The organism is Marinobacter sp. GH_1, from assembly GCF_048595985.1.
Lineage (GTDB): Bacteria > Pseudomonadota > Gammaproteobacteria > Pseudomonadales > Oleiphilaceae > Marinobacter > Marinobacter shengliensis.
Genome location: NZ_CP184460.1, coordinates 2,028,084 through 2,052,639, shown reverse-complemented (window position 1 = coordinate 2,052,639; position 24,556 = coordinate 2,028,084). Strand labels below are relative to the sequence as shown.

Below are 24,556 nucleotides of genomic sequence, written 5' to 3'. Positions count from 1 at the left end.
GTGTCTGTTTCCTGTTGGTTACTTTTTCTGATCTTCGTCGTCTTTTTCGGTGTCGTCGGCCTCGGACTTGTCATCCGCTTCTGATTCGTCCAGGTCTGGCAGATCATCGAACTCAGATAAGTCAAAGTCTTCAAGACCAAACTCATCATCATCGTCTTCCTCTGGCTCTGGCTCTGGCTCTGGCTCTGGCTCTGGCTCTGGCTCTGGCTCTGGCTCTGGATCAGTCTCGGCCAAAGTCTCATCGTCTTCCGGCTCTTCGTTAACCGCATCATCGGCAACAGGAATCTGGTCATCTTCCGTTTCCGGAACCTCATCGCGTTCAAGCGATTCGGTCATGTCCGGGATATCCTCGGGCTCCGGCGTTTCATCCGGTTCGCTGTCTGACACAGCTGCTGCCACCACAGGGATCTCCGGCTCCTCCTCCGGCAGATCCTCCAGGGTCTCTCTCTCCGCTGCGGCGGCCTGCTCAGCCTCGGCAATGGACTTTTTCTGGCGCCAGGCGAAAAGCCCCAGCCCGATAATGACCACCAGTAAGGCTGCACCCGCTCCAAATGCCCAGACCGGTATTCCCCACAAAGTGCCTTTTTCCGGTACGTGAACCGGTTCCGGTTGTGGCTCCGAGGGAGCTTCTGCTTGTTCAGGCTCAGGCTCAGGCATTGGTTCGGGGTCTGCGACAGGCGCCGGCACCTCGACCGGTTCTGGCTCAGCCGGCGCCTCGGGCTCAACCCGTTCACTGAGGTCGGGTACCAGGGGCTCAGACACCACGGCCAGCTCAGGTTCCTCACCCGGCAATGTAAAAGCGGTCATTGCACTGAATTTCCGGGAGAATGTACCGCCGTCTGCCACCACATCAATCTGATACCGCCCGGGAGCAGGCAGCCGCGTCACGGTATCCCGATACACGCCATCTTCCGGAGGCTGGTCGCCAGACAGCACCTTGGTGCCCCGCCGGCCATCATTGGCGGTGATCGACAGGCTTACCTGCATCACACCCAGAAAATCCCGATTCCTGATCTTCTCGGATTCCTCGAAAAACACGACCTCCAGATTGAACGGCGTTTCTTCCGAGAATTCTGATGGCACCTCACTCACGGCCATGCGCAAGTCACTGACAACGGTCACCCGGCTACCTTGGCCGAGGTCTCCAACAATACGCCATCGCCCGGCGGCCGGTTCAGTTACGGTAATCAGGTCGTAACCCGGCTCCACGGCCCACCGCACGTTGTCTGGCAGATTATTGGCCGTGAACGGCTCGCCATCCGGCTCAGAGAGGGCCAGGCTTCGTGCTTCGGCGTCAGAGCCGCCCGTGAAGATCAAAGCGGTAAATTCCCGGACGCCAGCATCCACCGCAAAGCCATCGCCCTCAATGGGAATCTGTTCTTGCGGTACGGCCGTGTTCAGGGCATCCGCAAACGCCAGGTTGAGCGCTTCAGCGGTTTTGGCCAGTTGAAAGCTGCCGCCGGTTTCCCGGGCCAGGCGCTGCAGAAAGGTGATGTCTGCCAACTCCGACAGGCCGACAGTATGGATAGTGGCGCCTTTGGCTTTCAGGGAAGGCAGCAGGGTTTCAAGGATACGCCGCTCCTCTTCACGGCTGGCAGCCTCTCCGCCCGGAATATCAACCTTGCCGTCACTCAGAAGAATCAGGTGGGTGTTTTCCAGTGTTCCGCCAGACAACCAGTCGTCGCTGGCCTTTTCCATAGCCAGCCCGAGATTGGTATAGAGGGCCACGGAATTGATCTGCTCGGAACGCTCTATCACCCTGTTACGCCAGGCGTCATCAACAGTGGCGTGGGGTACCAGCATGTTGACATATTGGCCAAAGGTCCAGACACCGGCTTCGGCACCCGCTGGCAGCATCCGAGCCAACAAGCGTACCGCCGGCCGGCGAAGGTTCTCCGGGTCGGTTTCCTTCATAGAGCCGGAGATATCAACAATGATGCGCACGTCGGCCTGCTCGGGTAATGTCAGACCTGAATCCTGGGCACTGGAATGCGCTGGCACAAAACTGGCCAACACCAGCATGAGGATTACCTGAACTCGCTTCATAGCTACCCTTACCTGTCTGATATTTCGCACGTTCTTGGAGTTATTTGCGCACCAGCCGATACCGGACAAGATCCAGAATCCAGACCAACAACATCACCAGAGCGGCAATGCTGAAATTCAGCAGTGCCCTGCCCGCCGCGTCGGCGTCTCCCAGAATAAGTTCGTAACCGGCGAACAACCAGGCGGGAATCCACCAGCCTGCAAGCTCTGCGGACTCTACGGGCGTCAGAAATAAAACAACCAGGGCCGACAGCAGCAACGTCCGCACACCATAGAATGGCAGTATCCGAAACAGCGCTTTCATCATGTAGAACAACACAACGAAAGCGACTGCGTAGGCCGCCCAGAAAATTCCGTAAGCTAGTGAAGCATCAGTATCGATCATTACAGAACCCAGTGAATAATGTGGTCTTCCCAATCCTCTTCCGGCACGCCGTCCTCAGAGACGACTTTGCCTTTTACCGAAACCCCGGCGCGATGCACGGAATCCGGATCACCGGATCGCAAGGGGTGCCAGTCCGCAAGGGGCCGGCCTTCCGCCAACGTTCGGTAAGCACAGGTGTACGGTAACCAGTGGTAGTCTGATACCGTTTCCGGTGTCAGAACCGTACAACCCGGAACTTTCTTCAGCCGGTCAGAATACACGGTACAACGGCAGGTTTGCGTATCCATGTAACCGCAGACCAGGTCGGTGTGGTACACCTCGCCGGTGTCTTCGTCTTCAAGCTTCTGCAGGCAACAAAGCCCGCAGCCATCACACAGAGATTCCCACTCTGACCGGGTCATTTCGTTCAGGTGCTTACGCTGCCAGAAGGGAATCTCTGCAATCATTGTCCACGCTGCTCGATTTTTCGCCGAAAATCAACAATATAAGTTTCCTGCTCTTCCGGCATCTGCAGAAAGAAATCCTTCTCGGCCAACGCCTCCAGCACTTCTTTACCGGTGGTCCTGGCGAGCTTTTTGTCTGGGCTCAACAGCAGATCCATGGCGTGAACCGGCTGCCCGAAGATCGAACGCAAAGCCTCCGGGAGATCATCCCAAACCTGGCCACGGCGAACATAGATGTAGGTATCGCTTTTTTTACTGCTGCGAAACACCGATACAAATTCACGGTCTTTCATTGTACGAGAAGCTCCTCAATTTCCGGGACAACCGGCGCCAGTATATCCCTGCGCCAGCCTTCAAAAAACGGATTACCTGCCATGGTGCCCTCTTCAATAACGCCTTCAAGGCGTTTTCTTGGCGCCAGCAATTCAATTGGTATATCAGTATCTTCTGCCACTTTTCTGAAGCAACGCTTAACCTTTTTGAACAGCGCTTGCTGATCTCGGGTCAGCGGCCTGGGTATGGGCTTCAGATCGGTGTGGTCAGCTTCTCTGGCACCCCGAACCAATTCCAGCAGGTGTTCACCATAACGCTTTACAATGCCGCCCGGAACGCCCTGGACATCATTGAGGGCTCTGAGCGAGCCAGGGCAGCGCTCGGCAATGGCTATCAGCAAGCCATCATTCAACACTCGGTTTCGGGGGCGATCCAACCGCCGGCACTCCTGTTCCCGCCACACCACCAAGGCCTGCAGAACCGCCTGCTGTTCCCGATTCAGTGTCCAGCCACCACGAAGTTTCAGGTAGTGTTGCCCGGCGTCCTCCAGGCTGGCTGCTTCATCCGCAAAGCGCTGCGACTCGTCGGCCATAGCCTGTTCCAGCCCGCGCTCGCGCAAGCCGTGGCAAACCCACTCATACACCGGTTGCAAAAAACGGATATCATCCAGGGCATAGCGCTCCTGTTCCGGGCTCAATGGCCTGGCCACCCAGTCGGACCGGGTAACGGATTTATCCAGGGTTTCACCGAACAGGGTTTCCACCAGGCGGGCATAACCCACCGAAAACCCGGCACCGGCCAGTGCCGCGCCAATCTGGAGGTCCAACACACCTTTAGGCATCACATCCAGCCAATGCCGGAACAGCTCAAGGTCTTCGCTCATGGCGTATAACAGCTTTGGTCGCTGGCTATCCGCCAGCATCTCCCGAAACCGTTCGGAGGCCTCGGCTACGTCCGGATCAATCAGCCAGAACTCACCGCCGCCACCCAGCTGCACCAGACCGGGAATGGGATAGAAGGTAGAGACTCGCTCAAATTCTGTGTCCAGCACCACCGGTACCCCGGGCTCGAGGGCGTCCAGCCAGTTGTCCAGGGTATCTGGCTCGCGAATCCAGCGAACAGTGTCAGGGGCCGGGGGAATGGTAACGGCCGGTGCGGAAAGAGTCATGAAGGAACCTGAGACGTTATTCAGACAGGGGCTTTCGGCCCCGGAATGCATGGGTAAGTGTGAAGCCGTCTACATAGCCCAGCTCGCCACCCACCGGAATGCCATGGGCCAGACGGGTGATCAGGATATTCTGGCCATCCAGGCGGTCAGCGATGTAGTGGGCAGTTGCCTCGCCTTCGACGGTGGGATTGGTCGCCAGGATCAGTTCAGTCACACCCTCTTCGCGGACCCGCTGTAGCAACCGTTCAATACCAATTTCTTCCGGGCCTACGCCATCAATCGGCGACAAATGCCCCATCAGCACGAAATAACCACCCCGATAATCCCCGGCCTGTTCGATGGCGAGCAGATCGGAAGGGCTTTCTACAACGCACAGGGTGCCGGTGCGTCTTTCCGGCTTCTCGCAGATGTTGCAGATTTCGGTGTCAGAAAAGTTCTGACAGCTGTCGCATCGACGCACGCCATCCATCGCCTGGCTCAGGGCACTGGCCAGCCGGGTGCCACCAGAGCGGCCCCGCTCCAGCAGATGAAATGCCATGCGCTGTGCTGTTTTCTGACCAACTCCGGGCAAGCACCGGAGAGATTCAACCAATTCATCAACCAGGGGGCTGAATGCCATGAACGCTCCTCAAAGACTATGGCGGGCCGGGGCCAGGTTCAGAACGGCATCTTGAATCCGGGGGGCATACCCATTCCGGACATCATGCCAGACATCTTGTCTTTCTGATTTGCCTCAACACGGCGAACGGCATCGTTAACGGCCGCTGCCAACAAATCTTCAAGGATCTCTTTGTCTTCAGACAGCAGCGACGGATCAATGTCTACCTTGCGAACGTCGTGGCGACCGTTCATGGTCACTTTGACCAGGCCGGCGCCGGACTCGCCCGTGACTTCCGCCTTGGCAATCTCCTCCTGGGCCTTCTGCATCTGCTCCTGCATCTGCTGCGCCTTTTTCATCAGGTCGCCCATGTTATTCATCATCTGTTCATCTCCTGCCTGTCTCGATGGGGCGGATGCTTTCTTCAACCACCCGCCCTTCAAATCGTTCAACAATACTTTTTACCACCGGGTCCTGACGGATCGCTTGCTCTGCCGCTTTCTGCCTGGCTGCCCGTTGCCGTTCTTCCCAGGCGGCCGGGGTGTGAAGCCCTGGCTCACCCTGCTCTATTCTCAGTGAAGTGGCATCACCGAAGCGAGATCTCAAGGCCGCCAGGATTTTTTCTTCATGGCGAGCATTCAGCAGCCGGGCGTGGCCTTCATCAAGCGTTAACACCACGGTTTGACCGTCCATCGCCATGGCACTGTAGCTGGCGAGGTTGCCGGGCATGCCAGTAATCTCCAACTGGCGAAAATCCCGTTCCCACACAAATCCGTCCGCGGTTACCGGCTCCTGATTTTCGACAACAGGCTCAACATACGGTTCCACCGGACCTTGCGGTTGGACTTCTTCAAGAACCGGACTTTTCGCGGGCTCTGGTGCCATCTCGCTGGCAAACGCCTCGGGTTCTTCACGCTCCAGGCTCAAGGCCGGGTCGCCGGGCTCTGGATCCCAGGGGGGCGATTCCATCAGGGGTGGCGCAGGCTCTGGTTCTGGCTGTGGTTGCGGCACTGGCTCAGGGTTCTGCTCGGGCGCCTGCGTTTGTTCAGCGTCGGGCTCGGGCTTAGAGCTCTGAACCGCCGCAGGGTCAGGTTCCGGTTCGGCGCGCGCCTGACCCTCATTGCCACCAGAGGCAATGCTTGGCGGCTCACGGCGATCAGCCCCCGGCCGGAAAGCCAGCATCCGGAGCAGGGTCATTTCAAATCCCATACGGGCATCCGGCGTGACCGCCAGATCTCTCCGACCCATCAACGCCGCCTGATAGAACAGCTGGGCGTCTTCCGCGCTCAACTGCTTTGCCAGTGACTGAACCTGAGCGGCATCGCCCAGGGCATTGTCGGCACTGCCCGGTACTACCTGTTCCATGGTGACCCGGTGAAAAAGTGATAGCAGATCCGCCAGAATGACCGCGTAATCCGGCGCAAAATCTGAAATGCGGCTGATCTCCGCCAGCAGACCGGGGCCATCCCGCTCGACCAGCGTTGTAACGATGCGTTCAATGTCACGCTGGTCAATGGTGCCCAGCATATTGCTGACATCACTGGCAGCCAGATTCTGGTTGCCGAAGGCGATCGCCTGGTCAGTCAGACTCAGGGCATCACGCATGCTGCCGTCCGCCGCCCGGGCAAGCAGCCAGAGCGCAGGCTCCTCAAAGGGAATCTGCTCTTCGGTCAGTACGTGCTTGAGGTGGCCTACGATGTGCTCCGGTGTCATCCGCTTCAGGTTGAACTGCAAACAACGGGATAGCACCGTCACCGGCAGTTTCTGGGGATCGGTCGTGGCCAGAAGGAATTTCACGTGCTCGGGCGGCTCTTCCAGGGTCTTCAGGAAGGCGTTGAAGGACTGGTTGGTGAGCATGTGTACCTCATCGATGAGGTACACCTTGTAGCGGCCGCGACTGGGGGCGTACTGAACGTTGTCTGTCAGTTCACGCATGTCGTCAACACCGGTGCGGGAGGCCGCATCGATCTCGATCAGGTCAACAAACCGCCCTTCCAGGATTTCCTGACAACTCCCACACTTGCCACACGGGTTGGCGGTGATGCCTGTTTCGCAGTTAAGGCAACGGGCCAGCAATCGCCCGATGGTGGTTTTACCCACGCCCCGGGTGCCGGTAAACAGGTAGGCGTGATGAAGCCTCTGGTGCTCAAGCGCATGCACCAATGCCTGTAGCACATGCTCCTGGCCCACCATGTCCTCAAAGGTGCGGGGGCGCCATTTTCGGGCTAAAACCTGATAGCTCATGATCCTTCAACTGCTGCTATAAACCGGCGCTAACAATAGCATGTAGCCGGGTTCAGAAGAAGGATGTTCTGTTCACGCATCGTCATCCCCGGCCCGGTCAAGGGCGCTGATTCGCCTGCGCTCATGTTCCTCTTCAAACATCCGCACCCGAAGCGCCTCAACCTCTGCCTGCCGGTCTTCGGCGGTCAGCCCACCGGCCTGATCGATCAGCGCCTTCTGGCGCCGATACTCAGCCACCCGGCTTTGCCAATGGGCCCGCTGTTCGTCCAATCGGCTCAGCCTTTGCGTCGCTTCCGGGCCGTAGGCGTCCAGCCGCACCGCGCGCACTTCCTCTTCTGAGGCGCCCTGCTCTCGCATTTCGCTGACCCTCAGGCTGGTGGACACCACCGCTTCTGAGCGGCGGCGAGTTTGAACCGAAAACTCGGGCAACAGCTGATCAACCTGCGCCAATGCCTGGTCACGCTCGTGGCTGCTCAGGCTTTCGTCCGCCAGAATGCGCTGCCGGTCAAGCATCAATCTGAGGCGTGCTTCCTCTGCTCCAAAGAATCCTTCAGCCACATCCGGGCCCAGATGCTTCCGTCGCAGGTCCTGCAGTTCGTCCAGAACCGCCTGCAAATCCTCCACGTTGCCATTACGCCTCACGGCCAGTGCTTCCGAAGCACCCCGGTAGGCAAGGTAATTATCCAGAATCTCGAGCACTTCCAGCTGCACCGGGGCCGATATGCCGCGCCGGCGCATCTCTGCCGCCAGTCTCTGCCTTAGCGCTTCGCCGTGGACCTGGTCACCGGTGAGACCAATGTAGAAATCCAGAAAACGCCGCAATGACGGATCCAGCACCAGGTTTCCGTTCATATCCACCCGAACACTGCCATCTACGTCGATGTCGGATATCCTCTCATCACGGGGTAACGGCGGCACGCTATCTCCAGCGGAGGAACTTCCAGCTACTTCTTCAGGCAGTGCGACGGAACGCCCTGCAGTCTGCTGGCCAACGTTCTCGATGCTCGCACCCGGCAAGCCCTGCCCACCATCAGCAAACAGCCAAAAACCGGCCACAACGGCGAGCAAAGCCCCGAGTGCGAAAATCCCAACTCTGTGTACCACGGTCTCGCTCCAGGGCGGGCCCGGAGGCCCGCCGACAGGTTGGAATTAAAGCCCCAGATTTTTCAGCCGGTTCGCCTGCTGGCGATACAGCTGCACCGGGCTTGCCACGAAGGGGCCTACCAGACCAAAAATCTGGTTCACCTCATCCAGGTGGTTGTGCCGATAATCCACACCCAGCACCCTACCCAGCTTCATGCTGCAGGCGGGCACCAGGCCGTCGTGGGGCTCATTGAAAAGCGGGCTCATGGTCGCCAGCAAGAGATCGCTGGGGTCGAGCAGATTGGTCACTACCCTGTTGCCACCCCAGGAGTAATACCGCACCCCATTGGCCACTTCAGCGCCATCATCACCGCAGTAACTGGACGGCATACCCGCGGGAAACTGGGCATTGAATGCCAGGGAGCCTTCGGTGCTGAGCGAATGGATGGCTGCACCGGTATCCTGCGGCAAACCGCCTCCGCCAGACAGAGTATCAATCAACCCGAAGAACCAGTTTCCGAGTCCATCCAGATCTACGCCACTGGCAGCATCGGCCACCGGTGTACCCCAGTTAACACCACCAACACTGGCCACGGACGCCACCAGGTCAGGCCGCACCCCAGCCACGTAGCGCACTGTGGGCCCACCATGACTGTGACCAATAAGGTGAACTTTCTCAGCGCCGGATACCGCCAGGTATTCTTCGATCTGGGCAAGGAGTTGCTCGCCACGAACTTCCGTGGAATTGGCAGCAGACACCTGGGGCACAAAGACTTCCGCACCGCCTTCAGCCAGGGCATCGGGAATTCCGTTGTGGTACTCCACAAAGCCCAGCAGTTTGTTGAAACCAGAAAGCCCGTGCACCAGTACGATTGGGTATCTGGTTTCGGTGTAGGTATCCTTTTTACTGAACCACCATGCGGAGGCTGGCTGGGCTGTCAATGCAGCCGCCAGCACGCCCGCTGTTACGAGCGATGTTGTTTTGGCACTTTTCATAGCTTTCCCTTTTTGTCTTTGTTTTGGTCGGGCAACAGCAAAATACCGCTTGGGTAGCATGCCAAAAACACGATAGACAGGGAGAAGTGCCAACCGGGCCACAAGGTAACTCAGCGTGAACCAGCTCACAGAACCAAAGAGGAAAAACCGACAATTGCGACAGGGAGCGAGAAAACAAGGAGGGAAAATCTGGGGGTGACCCCATCAGCAATCCCCCGGCACACACATCCACCGCTTCGGCTGCTCCCTTCCGGGCCTGACCGGGTTCACGGTTTCATGTTGCGGGGGCACCAATGGGGCCACCATAACGGCGTTCCGGGACTTTTACCCCGAAAGCGGCGCGCATATTATCAGAAGGGTATAAGGACTACAACGGCCTAAAGCGGCAAGGGCACTTCATCCTGCCGAAACCAGCAGGCAATGCTATAACGGGTTCGCCTTGCCGGCAGCACCTCATGGGGCACTTCCTCGCTCAGGAAGAGCGCGGCACGGCCAGCTTCCGGGCGCACAAGGCCAATCGCCCTATCCTCTTCCTGTGGGCTGAACACCTGCAATTCGCCGCCGTCTTCCAGGCCCCAGTCGTCATTCAGGTAGAGCACCAGGCTGATCATCCGGGACGCCCGCCCGCGAAAGCTGTCGAGGTGGCACTTGTAAAAGTCGCCGGCCTGATAAGTCGCATAATGCGCTTCATAGCGCTTCAGCCCGAGAAACAGCCTTTGATTGAGGCCAGCCATCATCTGGTCCAGAAACCCGAAAAGACTTGCCTGCGGTTCGGTAAACCCTTCCAGCCAGGCAATACTGTCTCGCCGAACGCTGCGATCCTTCACCAGATCCGCTCCACGCCCGATACCAGCCCGGCTCATCGCTTCGGTGCGTTCGAGAATCTTCACCTCCTTGAGCAGGGCCGACACCAAGCCCTCCGGCAGGCGATCAGCAAGATCCAGCTCCAGCCAGGCGTGCTCGCTCAAGCCATCCGCTAACTGATCCAGCCACCGTGCGTCAACGCGATCAACATCGTGCGCGCCCGCAGTACCCGCCAGCGAGCCCTCGCCCACTACCTGGTCGAAATGTCCCTGGCCATGTTCGAGCCGAGGCTCCGGCAGTGGAACAATAACCGCGCTCTGGCTATCAGAATCCATCAATACACCCCCTGAATTTTAGGCTATTGTATGATCAAACTCGCCGGCGCGGCGGATTTAATTTACTCTCTTGGTAAGCAGATACCCTTAAGGAAGTCATCGCAAAGGAAGTCGTCGCACGCCATGTCTGAAAGCAGTAACAAACCACCGGTCTCGGTTACACCGGGACAATGGTCGTTCACCCGCTGGCAAACCATCGGCCAGCTTGAGGCCCTGGAGGTACACCATCCTCTGTTTCAGGCCACTATTTTTCTTCAAGGCGCACACCTGACTCACTTTTCCCCGCGGGACCAGAACAATTGGCTTTGGCTGAGTGAGCTGGCCAAATTCCAACCGGGCCGGGCAATCCGGGGTGGCATTCCAATTTGCTGGCCCTGGTTTGGCGACCCGGCCAAAAACCCGCCGGAAATCCGCAAGCGGGTTCATGAACCGACTGCACACGGTTTCGCCCGTACAGCCCTTTGGCGCCTGGAGGATGTGCGCGAGAGCGCCCATGAAGTGGAGATCAGCCTGTCGCTGAATGCCAACGAGGATTTCGCCGAGCAATGGGATGGTCACGCACTGGTGCTGGCCACGTTCAGTTTCTCGGTCAGGGGGTGCCAGGTTGCACTGACCACCACTAACCTCTCACGCCAGCCACTGGCGTTCAGCCAGGCCCTGCACACCTATTTGCCAACCGCTGACATCAGCCGCACCCGTGTGCTTGGCCTTGGCAACAGTCAATACATAGACACTCTGAAAGACTGGGAGTATTGCACCCAGGAAGGCCCGGTCTATTTCGAGGGTGAGACCGACAGAATCTATGAATCCGGCGAGTCCCTTACAGTGGTGACACCACTTGGCAAACGCAAGCTGACCTCGGTGGGCAGTGATTCGACCGTGGTGTGGAATCCCGGACCGGACAAATCTGCCCGGCTTTCGGACTTCCCCGGCAATGGCTGGCAAAAAATGCTGTGTGTCGAAACAGCCAATGCCGCTGGCGATTATCGGGTGTTGAATGAGGGCCAGAGCCACACTCTGGGCGTACTGATCGGCCGCATCTAACGGCGCCGCAAATCCAAATCCACCAGACAGGGAGCAGGCATGGGCCTGGCATCGTTTCTCAAATCCAGGCTGGTACCAGCCGAACTGGACCAGCAGATAGAGCGAATCCGCAAGCCAATCGGCTCCCTGGGCTACGACCCCTGGGGTTATAACAACGAGGCCATCAAGTACGGCTTCTCCCTTACCCGGCAGATCTACGAGAAGTATTTCCGTGTTCAGGCCTCTGGCGTTGACAATGTGCCCGCCGAAGGCCCGGTTCTGATCATTGCCAACCATTCCGGCCAGCTCCCCCTGGATGGCCTCCTCATCGGCTACGCCCTGGCATCACGAAAAGAAAATCCCCGCATTCCCCGGGCCATGATCGAACGGTTCTTTCCCACCGTGCCCTGGCTGGGCAACCTGCTCAACGAGATGGGCGCCGTTCTTGGGGACCCGGTCAATTGCGCCAAGATGCTGGAGAACAATGAAGCGGTGATCGTCTTCCCCGAAGGGGTTCGCGGCTCCGGCAAACTGTACCGGGATCGTTACCAGCTCAAACGCTTCGGTAACGGCTTCATGCATTTGGCGATGAAATACAACGCGACCATTGTTCCGGTAGGTGTGGTGGGTTGCGAGGAAACCATCCCTGCCATTGCCAATATAAAGCCACTGGCCAACGCACTGGGCGTGCCTTACGTTCCGGTGGCACTGCCCGTGATTCTTCCGGCCAAGGTACACCTGAACTTCGGCCCACCCATGCATTTCGACAACACCGAAATACCGGAAGAACAGGTGACCGAGCGGGTGGAAGCCGTCAAGGCTGAAATCAGCCGATTGATCGACAAAGGGCTCAGTGAAAGGAAAAGGCTGTTCTGATGACCACCAAACGCAGACCCCACATCCTCGTGACTGGCGCCGCCGGCGCCCTGGCGCAACAAGTCATCAGCCGCCTCAAGGAAACCTGCGACCTGGTCGCCGTGGATTTCCGTGAGCAGGTGTACCTTGGAGACGACATCCCCAGCTATTGCATCGACTTCAACAAGCGGGTTTTCGAGGATCTGTTCAGGCGATATCAGTTTGACGGCGTGATCCACCTGGGCCGGATACTGTCCAGCCAGCTCACCCGCATGCGCCGCTATAACGCCAACGTGCTGGGCACCCAGAAGCTGCTGGATCTTTCCCAGAAGTACGGTATTCGCCGGGTGATTGTTCTCTCCACCTATCACGTATACGGCGCCGTGGCCTACAACCCGGCCCTGATTGATGAATCCGCCCCCCTCAAAAGCGCGGGCCTGAGCGCGGATCTTGTGGATTCAGTGGAACTGGAGAACCTGGCCAACATTTACCTCTGGCGCTATCCGGAGCTGAACATCACTATTCTTCGGCCATGCAACATCGTGGGCCCCGGTGTGCGAAATTCCATGAGTTCGCTGCTGGGCAGCTCCCGGGCTCCGGTGCTGGCCGGCTTCTCGCCGATGATGCAATTCATCCACATAGACGACATGGCGGATGCCATCGTACTGGCCTGGAACAAACCCGTAAAAGGCGTGTTCAACGTCGCCCCCCAGGATTGGGTAGCCTATCAACAGGCCCTGAAACTTTGCGGATGCCAGCGCATTCCACTGCCATCCATTCCACCAGTCGTTCCCAAGGCGATTTCAAGAATTCTCAACCTCAGGAGCTTCCCGACTTACCTGATGGCGTTCTTCAAGTATCCAGTGGTGATTGATGGCCGAGCCTTTGCCCGGGAATTCGGGTTTACCCCCAAGCGTCAGTTGAAGGATATTTTCCGCTACTATCGGGACAACAAACGGCCAGTGTGAACCAGGCCGGGAAAACGCCGATACCCATAGACGGAACCGGGAATTCAGAGCTACCCTGTACAGAATAAGTACAGAACCCAGGTTCAAGGAAAGACCGAATGCTCAGGGACATCAGCGTGATCAGCTACGGTGCGGCGGCAGCCTTGTTCGCGGTGCTGTCTGTGTTGATCGCTACACGTTATCTGCGAAGGGATCTTGATCGCGCCCTCTTTCTTGCGGCGTTGGTCACCACCTTGTGGGCAAGTACCCTGGTCTCCCAGAGCCTTTGGGGGCACCCCGGCTTTTTCGTTCGTTACCTGCTTGAACTGCTCAGAGATACGGCCTGGATCCTGCTCCTGTTCGCCATGCTGCGGGATGCTTTTCGCCAGGGCAAGCTCGCCAGCCAACTCAAAAAAGTGCTTGGCGCCTCCCTCTTCATACTGATCGCAACCCTGCTGACCCTGGGCAGCCTTGAATTTATCCTTGGCGTCGCCCTGCTGGATGGAAAAACCAAAGTCATCGGGCAAATCGCCCTGGCCCTGCTCGGGCTGTCACTGGTGGAACAGATCTGGCGCAACGCCCCGGGCTTTGGCCGGTCCTCCATGAAATACCTCTGCATTGGTGTTGCCACCATCTTCACCTTTGACTTCTTCATGTACGCCGATGCCCTGCTGTTCGGCAAAGTCGCCGATTCGTTCTGGAATGCCAGGGGCTTCGTCAACGCTGCGTTAATGCCGCTGTTTGCCGTCAACATTATCAATACCCGCAAACAACCGGTGGATTTCCAGCTTTCGCGCTCCGCAGTATTCCACGTGGGCACATTCCTGTTCGCCGGCGGATACCTGTTATTCCTTGCTGTTGGGGGCTACTACGTTCGTGCCCTGGGGGGAGCATGGGGTGAGGCCATGCAGGTGTTGTTCATCAGCGTTTCCCTGGCGTTTCTGGTCACCCTGTTATTGTCGAGGCGAATCCGGGCCAAGCTGATGGTGTTCATCAGCCAGAATTTTTTCGACTACAAGTACGATTACCGGAACGAATGGCTGAGAATGACCCGTGAACTGGCCGATTTGAGCAATGATCCTCCCCTGCCCGAGCGCGTGATCCGAATTCTCGCTGGCCTGGTGGAGAGCAACGCTGGCGCCATCTGGCTTCGCAGCGACCAGGGCGACTACCTGCTGAATGCGAGCGTGAACCTCGCCACACCCAAATACACCATTATCGATAGTGATTCGGAACTGGTCCGTTTTTTCACGGATCGGGAGTGGATTATTGATCTGAACGAATACCGGTCCGACCCGATACGCTACAACCTGCTCGAGATTCCTGACCCCATCACCAACACCCCAGACGCCTGGCTGATTATTCCCCTGTACCTTGGCAACGAGCTTTACGGCGTTGCCATGGTGGGGCGCCCCTATTCGAAGGTTGAGTTGAACTGGGAAAACTTCGACCTGATCAAAGTGGTAGCCCGACAGACCTGTAACCTGCTCGCCCAGATGGATGCCCAGAACCGCCTCTCGCGGGCCATGCAGTTCGAGGCCGTGAGCAAAGCCTCGGCTTTCATGGTGCACGACCTCAAAACCCTCATTGCGCAGCTGTCGCTGCTGGTTAAAAACGCCCCCAAGCATCGGGACAACCCAGCGTTTATCGACGACATGATCGCCACCACAGGCCACGCCGTACGCAAAATGGCCAACCTCGTGGACCACATTCGCAAGCCTTCCAGCCCGGCGGAGGAAAACCGAAGCCCAATAAACCTGACCGAACTGGTCCAGGAGCTGATCACCCATCACAGCCATCGGGCTCCTGCACCTTCCCTGCAGGGCAGCCCAGACAACATCTTTGTGTCTGCGGATAAAGAACAGCTGCGGAGCGTGCTCGGCCACCTGTTACAGAATGCCCAGGATGCAACCCCGGCAGACGGCGACATATCCATCAACCTTAAAACCGCCAAAGGCAATGTTGTGATCTTCATTCAGGACACCGGCACCGGCATGACCGACGACTTTATCCGCAGCCAGCTGTTCAAGCCGTTCGAGAGCACCAAGGGCCTTACCGGCATGGGAATTGGCGCCTACCAGGCCCGAGAATACATTCAGGAATTAGGCGGCAATATTGATGTTACCAGTGAGCCGGGCGTTGGGTCTTGCTTCTCTGTCAGGATTCCTCTGCTCACGTCTGAAGCCGAAATACGGGCTGCGGCCCCGAGTGCGCCAATTCAGGAAACCGTACAACCACAGAAAACCGTCAACTAATCGTCACCTGAAGGTATTTTTCCGAATCAGCATTGCAAAGTGTCAATGTTCAGTTAAGAATCATAACCATGGAAATGCCGGTTCAGCCAATGGTGGCAGCCGTGCCGTACACAGACCAAAGGATTGAGTGTTGTTGTGAAGCAGCTACTGATTGTAGAAGACGACCCCGGCCTGCAGAGCCAGATGCGCTGGTGTTTCAGCGACGACATTGACGTATCTGTTGCCTCAGATCGTGAGGCCGCGCTCACGGCCCTCCGGCGCCTTGAACCCCAAGTGGTCACCCTGGACCTTGGCCTGCCACCGGACCCAGGCGGAGCCTCCGAAGGCTTTGCCCTGCTGGAAGACATTTTACGCCTGGCACCCATGACCAAAGTGATTGTGGTGACCGGCCGGGAAGACAAAGAAAACGCGGTCAAAGCCATTGGCATGGGCGCGTCTGATTTCTACCAGAAGCCGCTGGACGCCGACATCCTTACCTTCGTGGTCAACCGCGCGTTCCGACTCGCAGAGCTCGAGAAAGAGAACCGTGAACTGGCCGGCCAGGGCAACGGCACCAGTATCAAAGGGATTGTTGCCGCCAGCCCTGAAATGCTCGCTATCTGCCGTACGGTTGAGAAAGTCGCCCCTGCAGACGTTACTACCCTGATTACCGGAGAAACCGGCACTGGCAAGGAACTGCTGGCCAGGGCACTGCACGATCTCAGCCACCGGGCTGACAAACCTTTCGCCGCCATAAACTGCGCCGCCATCCCGGAGAACCTTCTGGAAAGTGAGCTTTTCGGCTTTGAAAAGGGCTCGTTTACCGGAGCGACGCAATCGAAGAAAGGCAAGATTGAAAGTGCCAACGGAGGAACCCTGTTCCTCGATGAGATTGGTGACATGCCCATGGCCCTGCAAGCAAAACTGTTGCGGTTCCTGCAGGAACGGGTGATAGACCGAGTGGGTTCGGTCAAACCCATACCGGTAGACGTCCGGGTGGTCTGTGCAACCCACAGGCACGTTCAGGATCTGATCAGCCAGGGTGAGTTCCGGGAAGACCTTTACTACCGGATCAGCGAAATCACCCTGGATGTGCCAGCCCTGCGGGAACGTGAAGGCAATGCTCTGGTCATTGCCCAGTCGTTACTGAAAACCCTGGGCAAGCAGCTCGACCGCCCCAACCTGTGTTTCTCCGAAGATGCTGTACAGGCCATTAATGCCTACGGCTGGCCTGGGAACGTGCGGGAAATGATCAACAAAGTGAAACGGGCCATCATTATGGCTGACGGCAAACGGATTACCGCAGAAGATCTGGTGCTCCCCGTCGATAACTGTGAGGCGGATTACCAGCTCAACCTTCGCCAGGTTCGTGAGGCGGCGGAGCGCAAAGCCATCATGCAGGCGTTGACCACCAGCAACTTTAATATGGCGCAGGCTTCGAGACTGCTGGGCGTTACCCGCCCAACGCTCTATAACCTCACAGACAAATACCGGATTGAGACCTCCACCGCGCCAAGCGGTGTGTGACCAACCCCAACGGATTCAGAACAAGACCCCGCGAAAAGGAAGGAACAGGGCATGAAAATCAGTAACGTTGTAAGAGTGTCGCTGCTTTCAGCTGCTATCGCGTTGAGCCTGACTGGCTGCAACAGCGAGCCGGACATGTCACAGGATGACATCCAATACATCAGCCACCTTGACCAGGCGCGGTTCTTCCAACGCCAGGGGGAGTTAAGAGCGAGCACTATCGAGGCTCGCAGCGCCATCCAGATGCAACCTGAGCGCGTTGATCCCTACTTCGTCATCATCAACAACCTGCTGACCGCAGGTGATGCCGTTAACGCCGAGCGCCAGCTTGACCAGTTCCTGGAGAACCGGTCCGAAGACGCCCTTACCCAGTCCCAGATGAACCAGGCCGCGTTAATCCGCGCGGAATCCAGGATATTGCAGGGAAAAACCGAAGAGGCTGTCCAGGCGCTGGATCAGGTCGCCTCACCCTCTCGGGACCAGGAACTCAAGGCGGATAACCTGAGGGGCCAGGCCTGGTTATCGGCCGGCGATTTTGATCGGGCCGAGACAGCCTATACTGACGCCCTTCAACGCAATGATCAGAATGTCACCGCCGCCGTCGGATTATCCAGAATCGCCGCCGCCCGGGGCGACATTGCCAAAGCCCGCGAACTGCTCAGCCAGGCAGAAACCATTGATTCTGACCATGAAGACATCTGGCTATGGAAAGCACAGCTCGCCCACTCACAGGAACAATGGGCCGAGGCAGAGCAAAACTATATCCGCGCACTGGAAACTATTGGCCAGTACGACGTGATGACTTACCGAAAGTACCAGACCATCTCAGCTCTGGTAACGGTTCTTCGCCAGCAAGGCAAGTCGGCAGAAGCCTTTGTTTATGAGGAAATCCTTGCCAAGTCCGGGCCCGGAACCATCAAGAGTAACCTTGAGGCTGCAGCCGCCGCCTATAACGATGGAGATCTCGATACCGCTGCTCGCTTTTTACAGGAAGTGCTGAACCAGGCGCCGGGGCACCAGCAAAGTGCCCTGATGCTGGGCGTTATCCGTTTCCGCCAGGGCCGTACTGAAGAAGCGTCACGCCTATTGGAACCTTTGGCAGATATGAACGATGCCGAGGGGGTTCGCAAGCTACTGGCAGCAACCAGGATCTCCATGCGAGACCCCCAGGGCGCCAAAGCGCTTCTGGACAATCTGGACGACCGAGACAATGACCCACAAACTCTCGCTCTGGTCGGTATTGCATCCCTCGCCAGCGGCGATGACCAAAGTGGCCGCCAATTGATCGAAAGAGCCCTTGAGCTTCAGCCGGGCAACAGCAACCTTCGACTTCGCTATGCCACCTACCTTGCCCAGCGAAATGATTACCAGGCCGCCATAGACCAGGCACGCCAGATCGGAGAAAGTGCCCCTGAAGCATCACAGGCGACATTGCTCATCAGCCAGTCCCAGATGGCCGCCGGCAACCCGGATGCCGCCCACAAAACTCTCGATAACTGGCTACGCAAAGAACCCACCAATGTAGAAGCCCTGCTAGCCAAAGGTAATCTGGCAGGTAACACCGGCAGCATCAATGAAGCCGAAACCTATTTTGAAACAGCCCGTAAAGCGGCACCTGAAAACCCAACGCCCCTGGTGGCGCTGGGCAACCTCGCCCGCATGCGGGACAACACGGAAACCGCCCGGGACTATTACGTTCGCGCGGTAAAACTTGGGCCGGACCACCGTGGCGCCCTGCAGGCCATTGCCAATATCCTGCCTCGTGACGAACTGACCGAACTCATGCGCGGTATTCGGGATGACAACCCCAATGCAACCGGTCCTAAACTGATCCTGCTTGAAACAGCACTAATTGAGAACAACGCCAGCGAAGCCGATGAACTGACTGCGCAACTGATGGAGCGGGCACAACAGGATGCACCCAACCCCGCAGAGCCCCTGGTAGCTACGGTTTATGAAGGCATAGCCACCCAGATGGCACAGCGGGGCCAGAATGAAAGGGCCCTGCAGATTCTGAACCGGGGCCGGGCACTGTTCCCGGAAAACGAAGATATAGCCCTGAAAGTGGCGTCCATCGAATTCCGCAACGGCAATACCTCCGGCGCCCGTGACGCGCTGAGAGATGCCAAACAGCACAACCCGGAATCCCCTGCCCCTTATCAGCTCGAGGCCAGTTACTATGAGAGCGAGGGCGGGCACCAGCAAGCCGCTGAGCTTTATCAACTAGCCCTGACCAAGCGCAATACGCCTGAATTGCATCTGGCCCGTGCTCGCGCCCTCAGTAACGCGGGCCAGCCTACCGCAGCACTGGAGGCACTGGAGAGTGCCATCAACCAGTTCCCCAACAACACCCGCCTGATGCTTGGCCTTGCCATGGAATACCAGCAACAGGGCCAACAGGACAAAGCGAAGGCAAGCTACGAGCAACTGGTATCCCTGAGCCCTAACAACCCGGTGGTGCTTAACAATCTGGCCTGGCTGTATTACGAAGCCGGTGATGACCGGGCAATGGACACCGCCCGGGCCGCCTACGAACTGGTGCCAGACAACGCTGCCGTGGTCGACACCTACGGCTGGATACTGTTTGAATCCGGTGAACGCCAACGGAGCCTTGAGGTACTGGAAAAAGCCCACGAACTTGACCCAACCTCTCGGGAGATCGCCATGCATCTGGTGGAAGCCTACCGCGCGACCGGTCGGGACGATGACGCCCGGAGGATACTGGCGAAAATGGATGCCGGCGCGTGACAGAGTGCAAAGCTATAAGCGCTGGAGGGACATAGCAAAACGTTCCTAGTGCAAAGTGGCAGCAACCACACAATGACACAATACTTTACTCACTGAATCATTTTCCAGGAAGGTGGGTGAAGCATGGCTATCGTCAAGGTACTTGGGTTAGGCAGCGCCGTTCTTCTGATTAGTGGGTGCCAAAGCTGGCAATACAGGGATATCGATAAACTGCCCCCCACCGCCGCGTTACCGGAGATCAGTGAACGCGGCAAAGTTGAAGTTCACTACTTTGACGGCATTTCAGGCTCGAAAGTAAGCGACTTGGTCGGCCAGGAAAAGTATCCCGACAATCCCGACCAGGTTCTGGAGCTTTTCAGTCTGAAAGCCCCGGCCAACCGAGCCGATGCCTACGGCTCTTTGGTAAGGGGTTATATTCAGCCTCCCACCGACGGCCAGTATCGTTTCTTTGTGGCAGGTGACGATGAAACACAACTTTGGCTTAGTAATTCCTCTAGTCCCGAGGGCATCGAATTAACAGCGTCCGTGACTGGCTGGACGGGATCGGGTGACTACAGCAAATACGCCTCGCAGACTTCAGCATACAAAACCCTCACCGGTGGCCAGAAATACTACTTTGAGATTCGGCACAAAGAAGGCGGCGGTGGCGACCATTTTGACGTTGCATGGGAGGGCCCCGGAATGAGCCGCCAGATCATTGACGGCAATTATCTGCACTCCTTCGCCCGCCCTTCAACACCAACAGATCTGAGTACCGAGGAAGCCTACTCCATGGGGTATCGCGTCGGTTTTCTGGATGGCAGCGAAGGCCTGCGCTTCAACCCGGACTACCCGCCACTGGATGAAGATGGGGACGGCATCTACGATAACTGGGAAATCATTCACGGCCTTGACCCTACCGACCCATCCGATGCAATGTCCGATGCCGATGGCGATCTGCTAACGGCGCTGGATGAGTTTATGCTCGGCACCGACCCCAACAATCCGGATAGTGATGGCGATGGAATCCCGGATGGGTACGAGTATGCGTATAACCTGGACCCACTGGACCCCAGTGATGCCAATACTGACCTCGACGGCGACGGCTTCAGCGTGCTCGAGGAATACCTGGCAGGCACTAACCCTCTGGATCCAGAGGATTATCCGGCACCAGCTGAGCCGGAGTACGTGCCTGGATTTGGCGGCCAGTACTACATCGGCACATCATTCGAACAATTCGTTTTCACTCGGATTGATGAATCCGTCGCATTTAATTGGGGCCGTGGGCAACCTCATTCAGATCTGCCAGAGGATCAATTCAGCATCCGATGGAGCGGGATATTTACCGCCCCCCATGAAAGCGGAACCAACAACTATCGGTTTACGGTCAGCACCAACGACGGTGTTCGGTTATATGCCAATGGTGTAATGGTAATCGACGACTGGACCGAGCACCCAACCACTTCATTCAGCTACGACCGAAACCTTGATGCAGGCGAGCGACTGAACCTCACCATCGAGTATTTCGAAAACGTAGGCAATGCCGAGGCCCGCTACGTAGCCACCAACCTGACAACCGGCCAAACCCTCTCAACACAGGCAACAGTTACCACGCCAGACCCGACAACCAGTCATTCCCTGGACACCGATGGCGATGGCATTCCGGATACCTGGGAACTGCGGAATGGCCTCAACCCATGGATAAATGATGCAAACCAGATCAATAACAGTTCCGGCATCACCAACCTGCAAGCCTACGAGACGGGCGTACATCCGTTCACCCTTGAAACCGTCGAAACCGATGCCCAACCTGACGCAACAGAGCCGGAAGCAAGCACACCACCGCCTCCCTCTGAGGGAACAGTGACCCTGTCATGGACAGCCCCCTCCACAAGGATGGACGGGTCATCAATCTCCCTGAGTGAAATTGACTACTACATCATTAATTACGGAATGAACGAGACCACACTTGATCGAGAGCAACAGGTTGACGGTCCTGAAACGTCCTACAGTTTCTCTGGGCTGTCCAGCGGGACGTGGTACTTCACCATTAGAGTGGTGGACAGTTCAGGCCTCAGTAGCGCGCCATCCACCCCGGTCTCTGTGAACGTTCAGTAGCCGGTGGGAACATCATTTCTGCTCTAACTGGTCTGCCAACTGGTCGAGGTAAGCCTGGGCTCGGGCCCGTACGTCAGGAAGCAGCTCTTCCAGAACGCTCGGGCCGTCACAGCGGGAGCATGATACTCCAACGATGACCAGAGAGGCATCGCTTCGCGCATTGAATATACCGGGTAACTGTGCAAGTTTCGCAAGCAATTCGTTCGTTTCCCAGCGGCCTTCAACATAATACCCGTACACAATATGAAGGCGCTCCTCACTCTGACGATATCTCAGTGTCATACCTTTGAGTGTGAGCCCCGATCCGGCATCCACATCGAAGCTTTTCTCCGGAATAAGCGCCCCCCCGGGGTAAAGCCGGTTCCGATACTGCACCACTTCTGCGTTTGGGCGCTGGAAATCATAGGTGTAAAGGCCAACGAGTACTTCAACCGGCGACTCAGGCGTTTCTGCCGCCAGCGTACGGTCTCGATAAACATTGACGTGAGAGCGGTCAGGGCGCTGTATAGACGGGCTCCAACCCTTCAGGTTACTCTGAAACACAGGCATCCAACGGGATGTATCCACCAAGGGTGCTGGTTGCCGGCCGTTCGCCGTCATGACTGCTGAGTGATTACGCAGTTCCAGGTACCATGAGCCCGCAGCCAACAACAACACTGGAACGACCACACCCCCAACGACAACCGGCCAGCCTGGTTGGTCAGTCTGTTTTTGAGTATCCACACTATCGGTAACCGTGTTGTTCGAGCTCCGCTCCCGGTTTTCGAGGGCCCTCGCGAAGAAGAACAGCGGCACAAGTGTTCCGGCAAATACCCACCAACCAAAAAAATCATGCTCGTCGATCAAAGACGACGTCATATTGGACTCATAGCCAATATAGATAATGACAACAACCCGTATCCAGTTAGCCGCGAGGGCAAGAGCGATTCCGGCCGCGATCAGCAAGACACGGCTTCGAACAGTCCGATAGTTCAACTCGCCATAAAGCGTACACAGCGTTAGCCCCACAAGCAGATAGCGTAATCCTGAGCAGCCATGCGCAATCTCGAAAGCACCGACCCCAGGAAAAAACACGAAAATACCTTCAACTACAAACTCGATGTCCAGAAAGGATAACAGGAACTGATTGACGGCTACGGTGACCAGCTGTAACGACCAGGAGAGGTAATCCCAGACTGGCAAAGTGAACAACAATAACCCGATCGGAAGGAAAAATGCCGACGTTTGCCGCCAGCCCCAGATCAGCAGCAACGCTCCGATCAAAAGCGGAATAATGGCAATCTGCTGCAATGCTTCAATCAGCAACAGGGAGCCGGCCAGGTAGCCCAAGGCAGCCAGGGCAAGCGGAATCAGCCACCAGGGATAAAGCCCAACCACCGGCCGCCGAACAAACCATTTCTGGACACATAGAAAACCACTTACAACCAGCACCAGGAAGCCATGGGAATAGGATTCATCAAACTTCAGCCAACGCGCACCCAAGACATGCAGGGCTGGCCACAGGGCAAGCGCAAGAATTGCGACCACGCCCAACGGCAGCGCTCCGTTCATAACCCGTCTTTCAGGACAACGTTCCATGTTCGCCGCACTCATCGCTTTAACCTGTATAGAAATTTTGCCAGCCTGCCACGCACTAACATGATTGAAACCAGGGGTGTTTCATTAGTGGCAAGGCGTTTTTTATAGTTCTCATTTTTTCCGCCACCGGCAAGCAAGTCGAAGCCCCGGCATTCAGGATCGCTGAATGCATTCTCAATGGCGTATCCCAGGTGCAGGGTTCCCAGAGCCAGTTTACGGTGAAACTGCTCAAAGTAACCTGACTGAATATTGTACACAGTACCCTGAAACTTTACGTTGTAAAGCACCGATATCACCCTGCCCGCGGAACTCAGCACCGACAGATCAGGCTGCCCCCCTTCCCGCTCGACTCCGGCCAGAAATCCCTTATGAAACGACAAGCTCTGTTCGTTAAAACAGGGAGTTCCCCAGCGCTGTTGATGGAACTCGTTCAAAGTCTCAAAGAATTCATCCGTGGCATTCGGCCAATAGTTTGTGAGCGAAACACCGCCAAGCCCTTCCAGCACCTTACGCCGGTTAAACAAGCGCAAACGTGTATTACTACCCAACGAACTGAGGTAAGACTCAAAATGATCCTGAGTATCAACAGAAAAAGCCCTGTCACGGGCAACAACACGAACAAGCCAGCCTTCCCGGCCGGCCATGGCCAACAACGCTTTGTGGTCGCCGGAACCCTCGTAGATGTCACGAAATACGGCTTCTGACCAGGAACAACAATGGAGTAGCCTGGCAAGCTCAACATCTGGCTCATCATCAGCCAAACCAAACGTGTTGTACTCAGTTCGGGGGGTTGAAAGCCTACGATAATTGGTTCCGACAAATTGTAGGCATTGGACGGGAACAAGGTTCTTGAATCGGTAGGAGTCAAGGTAGAGGCCGGAGGCCCCGGAAGCCGCCGCGCGAACTAGGGAAAAGCCTTCGGTATCACCCCAGGTTTGCCACCAGGATCTTTGCCACGCATCGGTCTGAAATAGGCTCACTGCATTGTCTTCCTTGATCCACCTGCTTGCTGGAACGACGCCAAACACATCAATGTCGAAAAACCTTACAGGCCTGTAATATCCGCGAGTTAAATGTCAGCTTATCACACTGTATTAACGGTTTAAGTAGGCCTCTGGCACTTTTGATGCTGCACTCTCCGTGGCGTGTTTTTTTCGTCAGGAGGCCTGATT

Annotated in this window: 20 protein-coding genes and 1 other RNA gene; 7 read left to right on the top strand and 14 right to left on the bottom strand. The window is 56.9% G+C overall.

Annotation, left to right across the window (positions count from 1 at the left end; genetic code table 11):
* Positions 1–18 precede the first annotated feature (18 nt).
* The 12 genes from ACNSOI_RS09340 to ACNSOI_RS09285 form a co-directional block, all read right to left on the bottom strand.
* Entirely contained in the window at positions 19–2,046 is a 2,028-nt protein-coding gene (locus ACNSOI_RS09340) for a vWA domain-containing protein (RefSeq protein ID WP_420195658.1), read from the bottom strand.
* Positions 2,047–2,086: 40 nt separating this feature from the next.
* Positions 2,087–2,431 (bottom strand): hypothetical protein, encoded by a 345-nt coding sequence (locus ACNSOI_RS09335; RefSeq protein WP_061331099.1) that lies wholly within the window; start codon positions 2,429–2,431, stop codon positions 2,087–2,089.
* Positions 2,431–2,877, bottom strand: coding sequence for a YcgN family cysteine cluster protein (locus tag ACNSOI_RS09330; RefSeq protein ID WP_420195657.1), 447 nt, complete (start codon positions 2,875–2,877; stop codon positions 2,431–2,433). Before ACNSOI_RS09330 ends, ACNSOI_RS09335 begins: the two co-directional genes overlap by 1 nt.
* A complete protein-coding gene (locus ACNSOI_RS09325) occupies positions 2,874–3,167 on the bottom strand; it encodes a YcgL domain-containing protein (RefSeq protein ID WP_061331097.1) in 294 nt (97 codons plus the stop codon). Before ACNSOI_RS09325 ends, ACNSOI_RS09330 begins: the two co-directional genes overlap by 4 nt.
* On the bottom strand, positions 3,164–4,315 hold the full coding sequence (locus tag ACNSOI_RS09320; RefSeq protein ID WP_286255376.1) for a ribonuclease D: 1,152 nt from the start codon (positions 4,313–4,315) through the stop codon (positions 3,164–3,166). Before ACNSOI_RS09320 ends, ACNSOI_RS09325 begins: the two co-directional genes overlap by 4 nt.
* A 16-nt stretch (positions 4,316–4,331) precedes the next feature.
* Positions 4,332–4,934 (bottom strand): recombination mediator RecR, encoded by a 603-nt coding sequence (gene recR / locus ACNSOI_RS09315; RefSeq protein ID WP_138436283.1) that lies wholly within the window; start codon positions 4,932–4,934, stop codon positions 4,332–4,334.
* 38 nt (positions 4,935–4,972) lie between these two features.
* The gene (locus ACNSOI_RS09310; protein ID WP_011785097.1) at positions 4,973–5,296 is read right to left on the bottom strand and encodes a YbaB/EbfC family nucleoid-associated protein; all 324 of its coding nucleotides are present in this window, start codon (positions 5,294–5,296) and stop codon (positions 4,973–4,975) included.
* 4 nt (positions 5,297–5,300) lie between these two features.
* A complete protein-coding gene (dnaX, locus tag ACNSOI_RS09305) occupies positions 5,301–7,157 on the bottom strand; it encodes a DNA polymerase III subunit gamma/tau (RefSeq protein WP_420195656.1) in 1,857 nt (618 codons plus the stop codon).
* Positions 7,158–7,229: 72 nt separating this feature from the next.
* Positions 7,230–8,261, bottom strand: a complete 1,032-nt coding sequence (locus ACNSOI_RS09300) for a lipase secretion chaperone (RefSeq protein WP_420195655.1) — start codon at positions 8,259–8,261, stop codon at positions 7,230–7,232.
* A 45-nt stretch (positions 8,262–8,306) separates the two neighbouring features.
* A complete protein-coding gene (locus tag ACNSOI_RS09295) occupies positions 8,307–9,236 on the bottom strand; it encodes an esterase/lipase family protein (protein WP_420195654.1) in 930 nt (309 codons plus the stop codon).
* A gap of 199 nt (positions 9,237–9,435) precedes the next feature.
* Positions 9,436–9,532: signal recognition particle sRNA small type (gene ffs / locus ACNSOI_RS09290), an RNA gene on the bottom strand.
* 81 nt (positions 9,533–9,613) lie between these two features.
* Positions 9,614–10,375: a 2OG-Fe(II) oxygenase gene (locus tag ACNSOI_RS09285; protein ID WP_420195653.1), complete on the bottom strand. Its 762-nt coding sequence runs from the start codon at positions 10,373–10,375 to the stop codon at positions 9,614–9,616.
* Positions 10,376–10,498: 123 nt separating this feature from the next.
* On the opposite strand from ACNSOI_RS09285, the gene ACNSOI_RS09280 reads away from it, so the two are divergent.
* The 7 genes from ACNSOI_RS09280 to ACNSOI_RS09250 all read left to right on the top strand — a co-directional run bounded on the left by ACNSOI_RS09280 (position 10,499) and on the right by ACNSOI_RS09250 (position 21,806).
* Positions 10,499–11,419, top strand: coding sequence for a D-hexose-6-phosphate mutarotase (locus ACNSOI_RS09280; RefSeq protein ID WP_138436288.1), 921 nt, complete (start codon positions 10,499–10,501; stop codon positions 11,417–11,419).
* A gap of 39 nt (positions 11,420–11,458) precedes the next feature.
* Complete coding sequence (locus tag ACNSOI_RS09275; protein ID WP_072677423.1) at positions 11,459–12,274, top strand: lysophospholipid acyltransferase family protein; 816 nt, start codon at positions 11,459–11,461, stop codon at positions 12,272–12,274.
* On the top strand, positions 12,274–13,221 hold the full coding sequence (locus tag ACNSOI_RS09270; protein ID WP_152438047.1) for an SDR family oxidoreductase: 948 nt from the start codon (positions 12,274–12,276) through the stop codon (positions 13,219–13,221). Before ACNSOI_RS09275 ends, ACNSOI_RS09270 begins: the two co-directional genes overlap by 1 nt.
* A 98-nt stretch (positions 13,222–13,319) precedes the next feature.
* Positions 13,320–15,455, top strand: coding sequence for an XrtA/PEP-CTERM system histidine kinase PrsK (gene prsK / locus ACNSOI_RS09265; RefSeq protein ID WP_420195652.1), 2,136 nt, complete (start codon positions 13,320–13,322; stop codon positions 15,453–15,455).
* Between the two features lie 135 nt (positions 15,456–15,590).
* Entirely contained in the window at positions 15,591–16,961 is a 1,371-nt protein-coding gene (gene prsR / locus ACNSOI_RS09260; protein WP_420195651.1) for a PEP-CTERM-box response regulator transcription factor, read from the top strand.
* A 51-nt stretch (positions 16,962–17,012) separates the two neighbouring features.
* Positions 17,013–19,709, top strand: a complete 2,697-nt coding sequence (locus tag ACNSOI_RS09255; protein ID WP_420195650.1) for a tetratricopeptide repeat protein — start codon at positions 17,013–17,015, stop codon at positions 19,707–19,709.
* Between the two features lie 123 nt (positions 19,710–19,832).
* The gene (locus ACNSOI_RS09250; protein ID WP_420195649.1) at positions 19,833–21,806 is read left to right on the top strand and encodes a PA14 domain-containing protein; all 1,974 of its coding nucleotides are present in this window, start codon (positions 19,833–19,835) and stop codon (positions 21,804–21,806) included.
* 12 nt (positions 21,807–21,818) lie between these two features.
* Here ACNSOI_RS09250 and xrt read toward each other — a convergent pair whose 3' ends face one another.
* Both xrt and ACNSOI_RS09240 read right to left on the bottom strand, forming a co-directional pair.
* Complete coding sequence (gene xrt, locus ACNSOI_RS09245; RefSeq protein WP_420195648.1) at positions 21,819–23,357, bottom strand: exosortase; 1,539 nt, start codon at positions 23,355–23,357, stop codon at positions 21,819–21,821.
* Between the two features lie 38 nt (positions 23,358–23,395).
* Entirely contained in the window at positions 23,396–24,412 is a 1,017-nt protein-coding gene (locus tag ACNSOI_RS09240) for a GNAT family N-acetyltransferase (RefSeq protein WP_420195647.1), read from the bottom strand.
* Positions 24,413–24,556 lie beyond the last annotated feature (144 nt).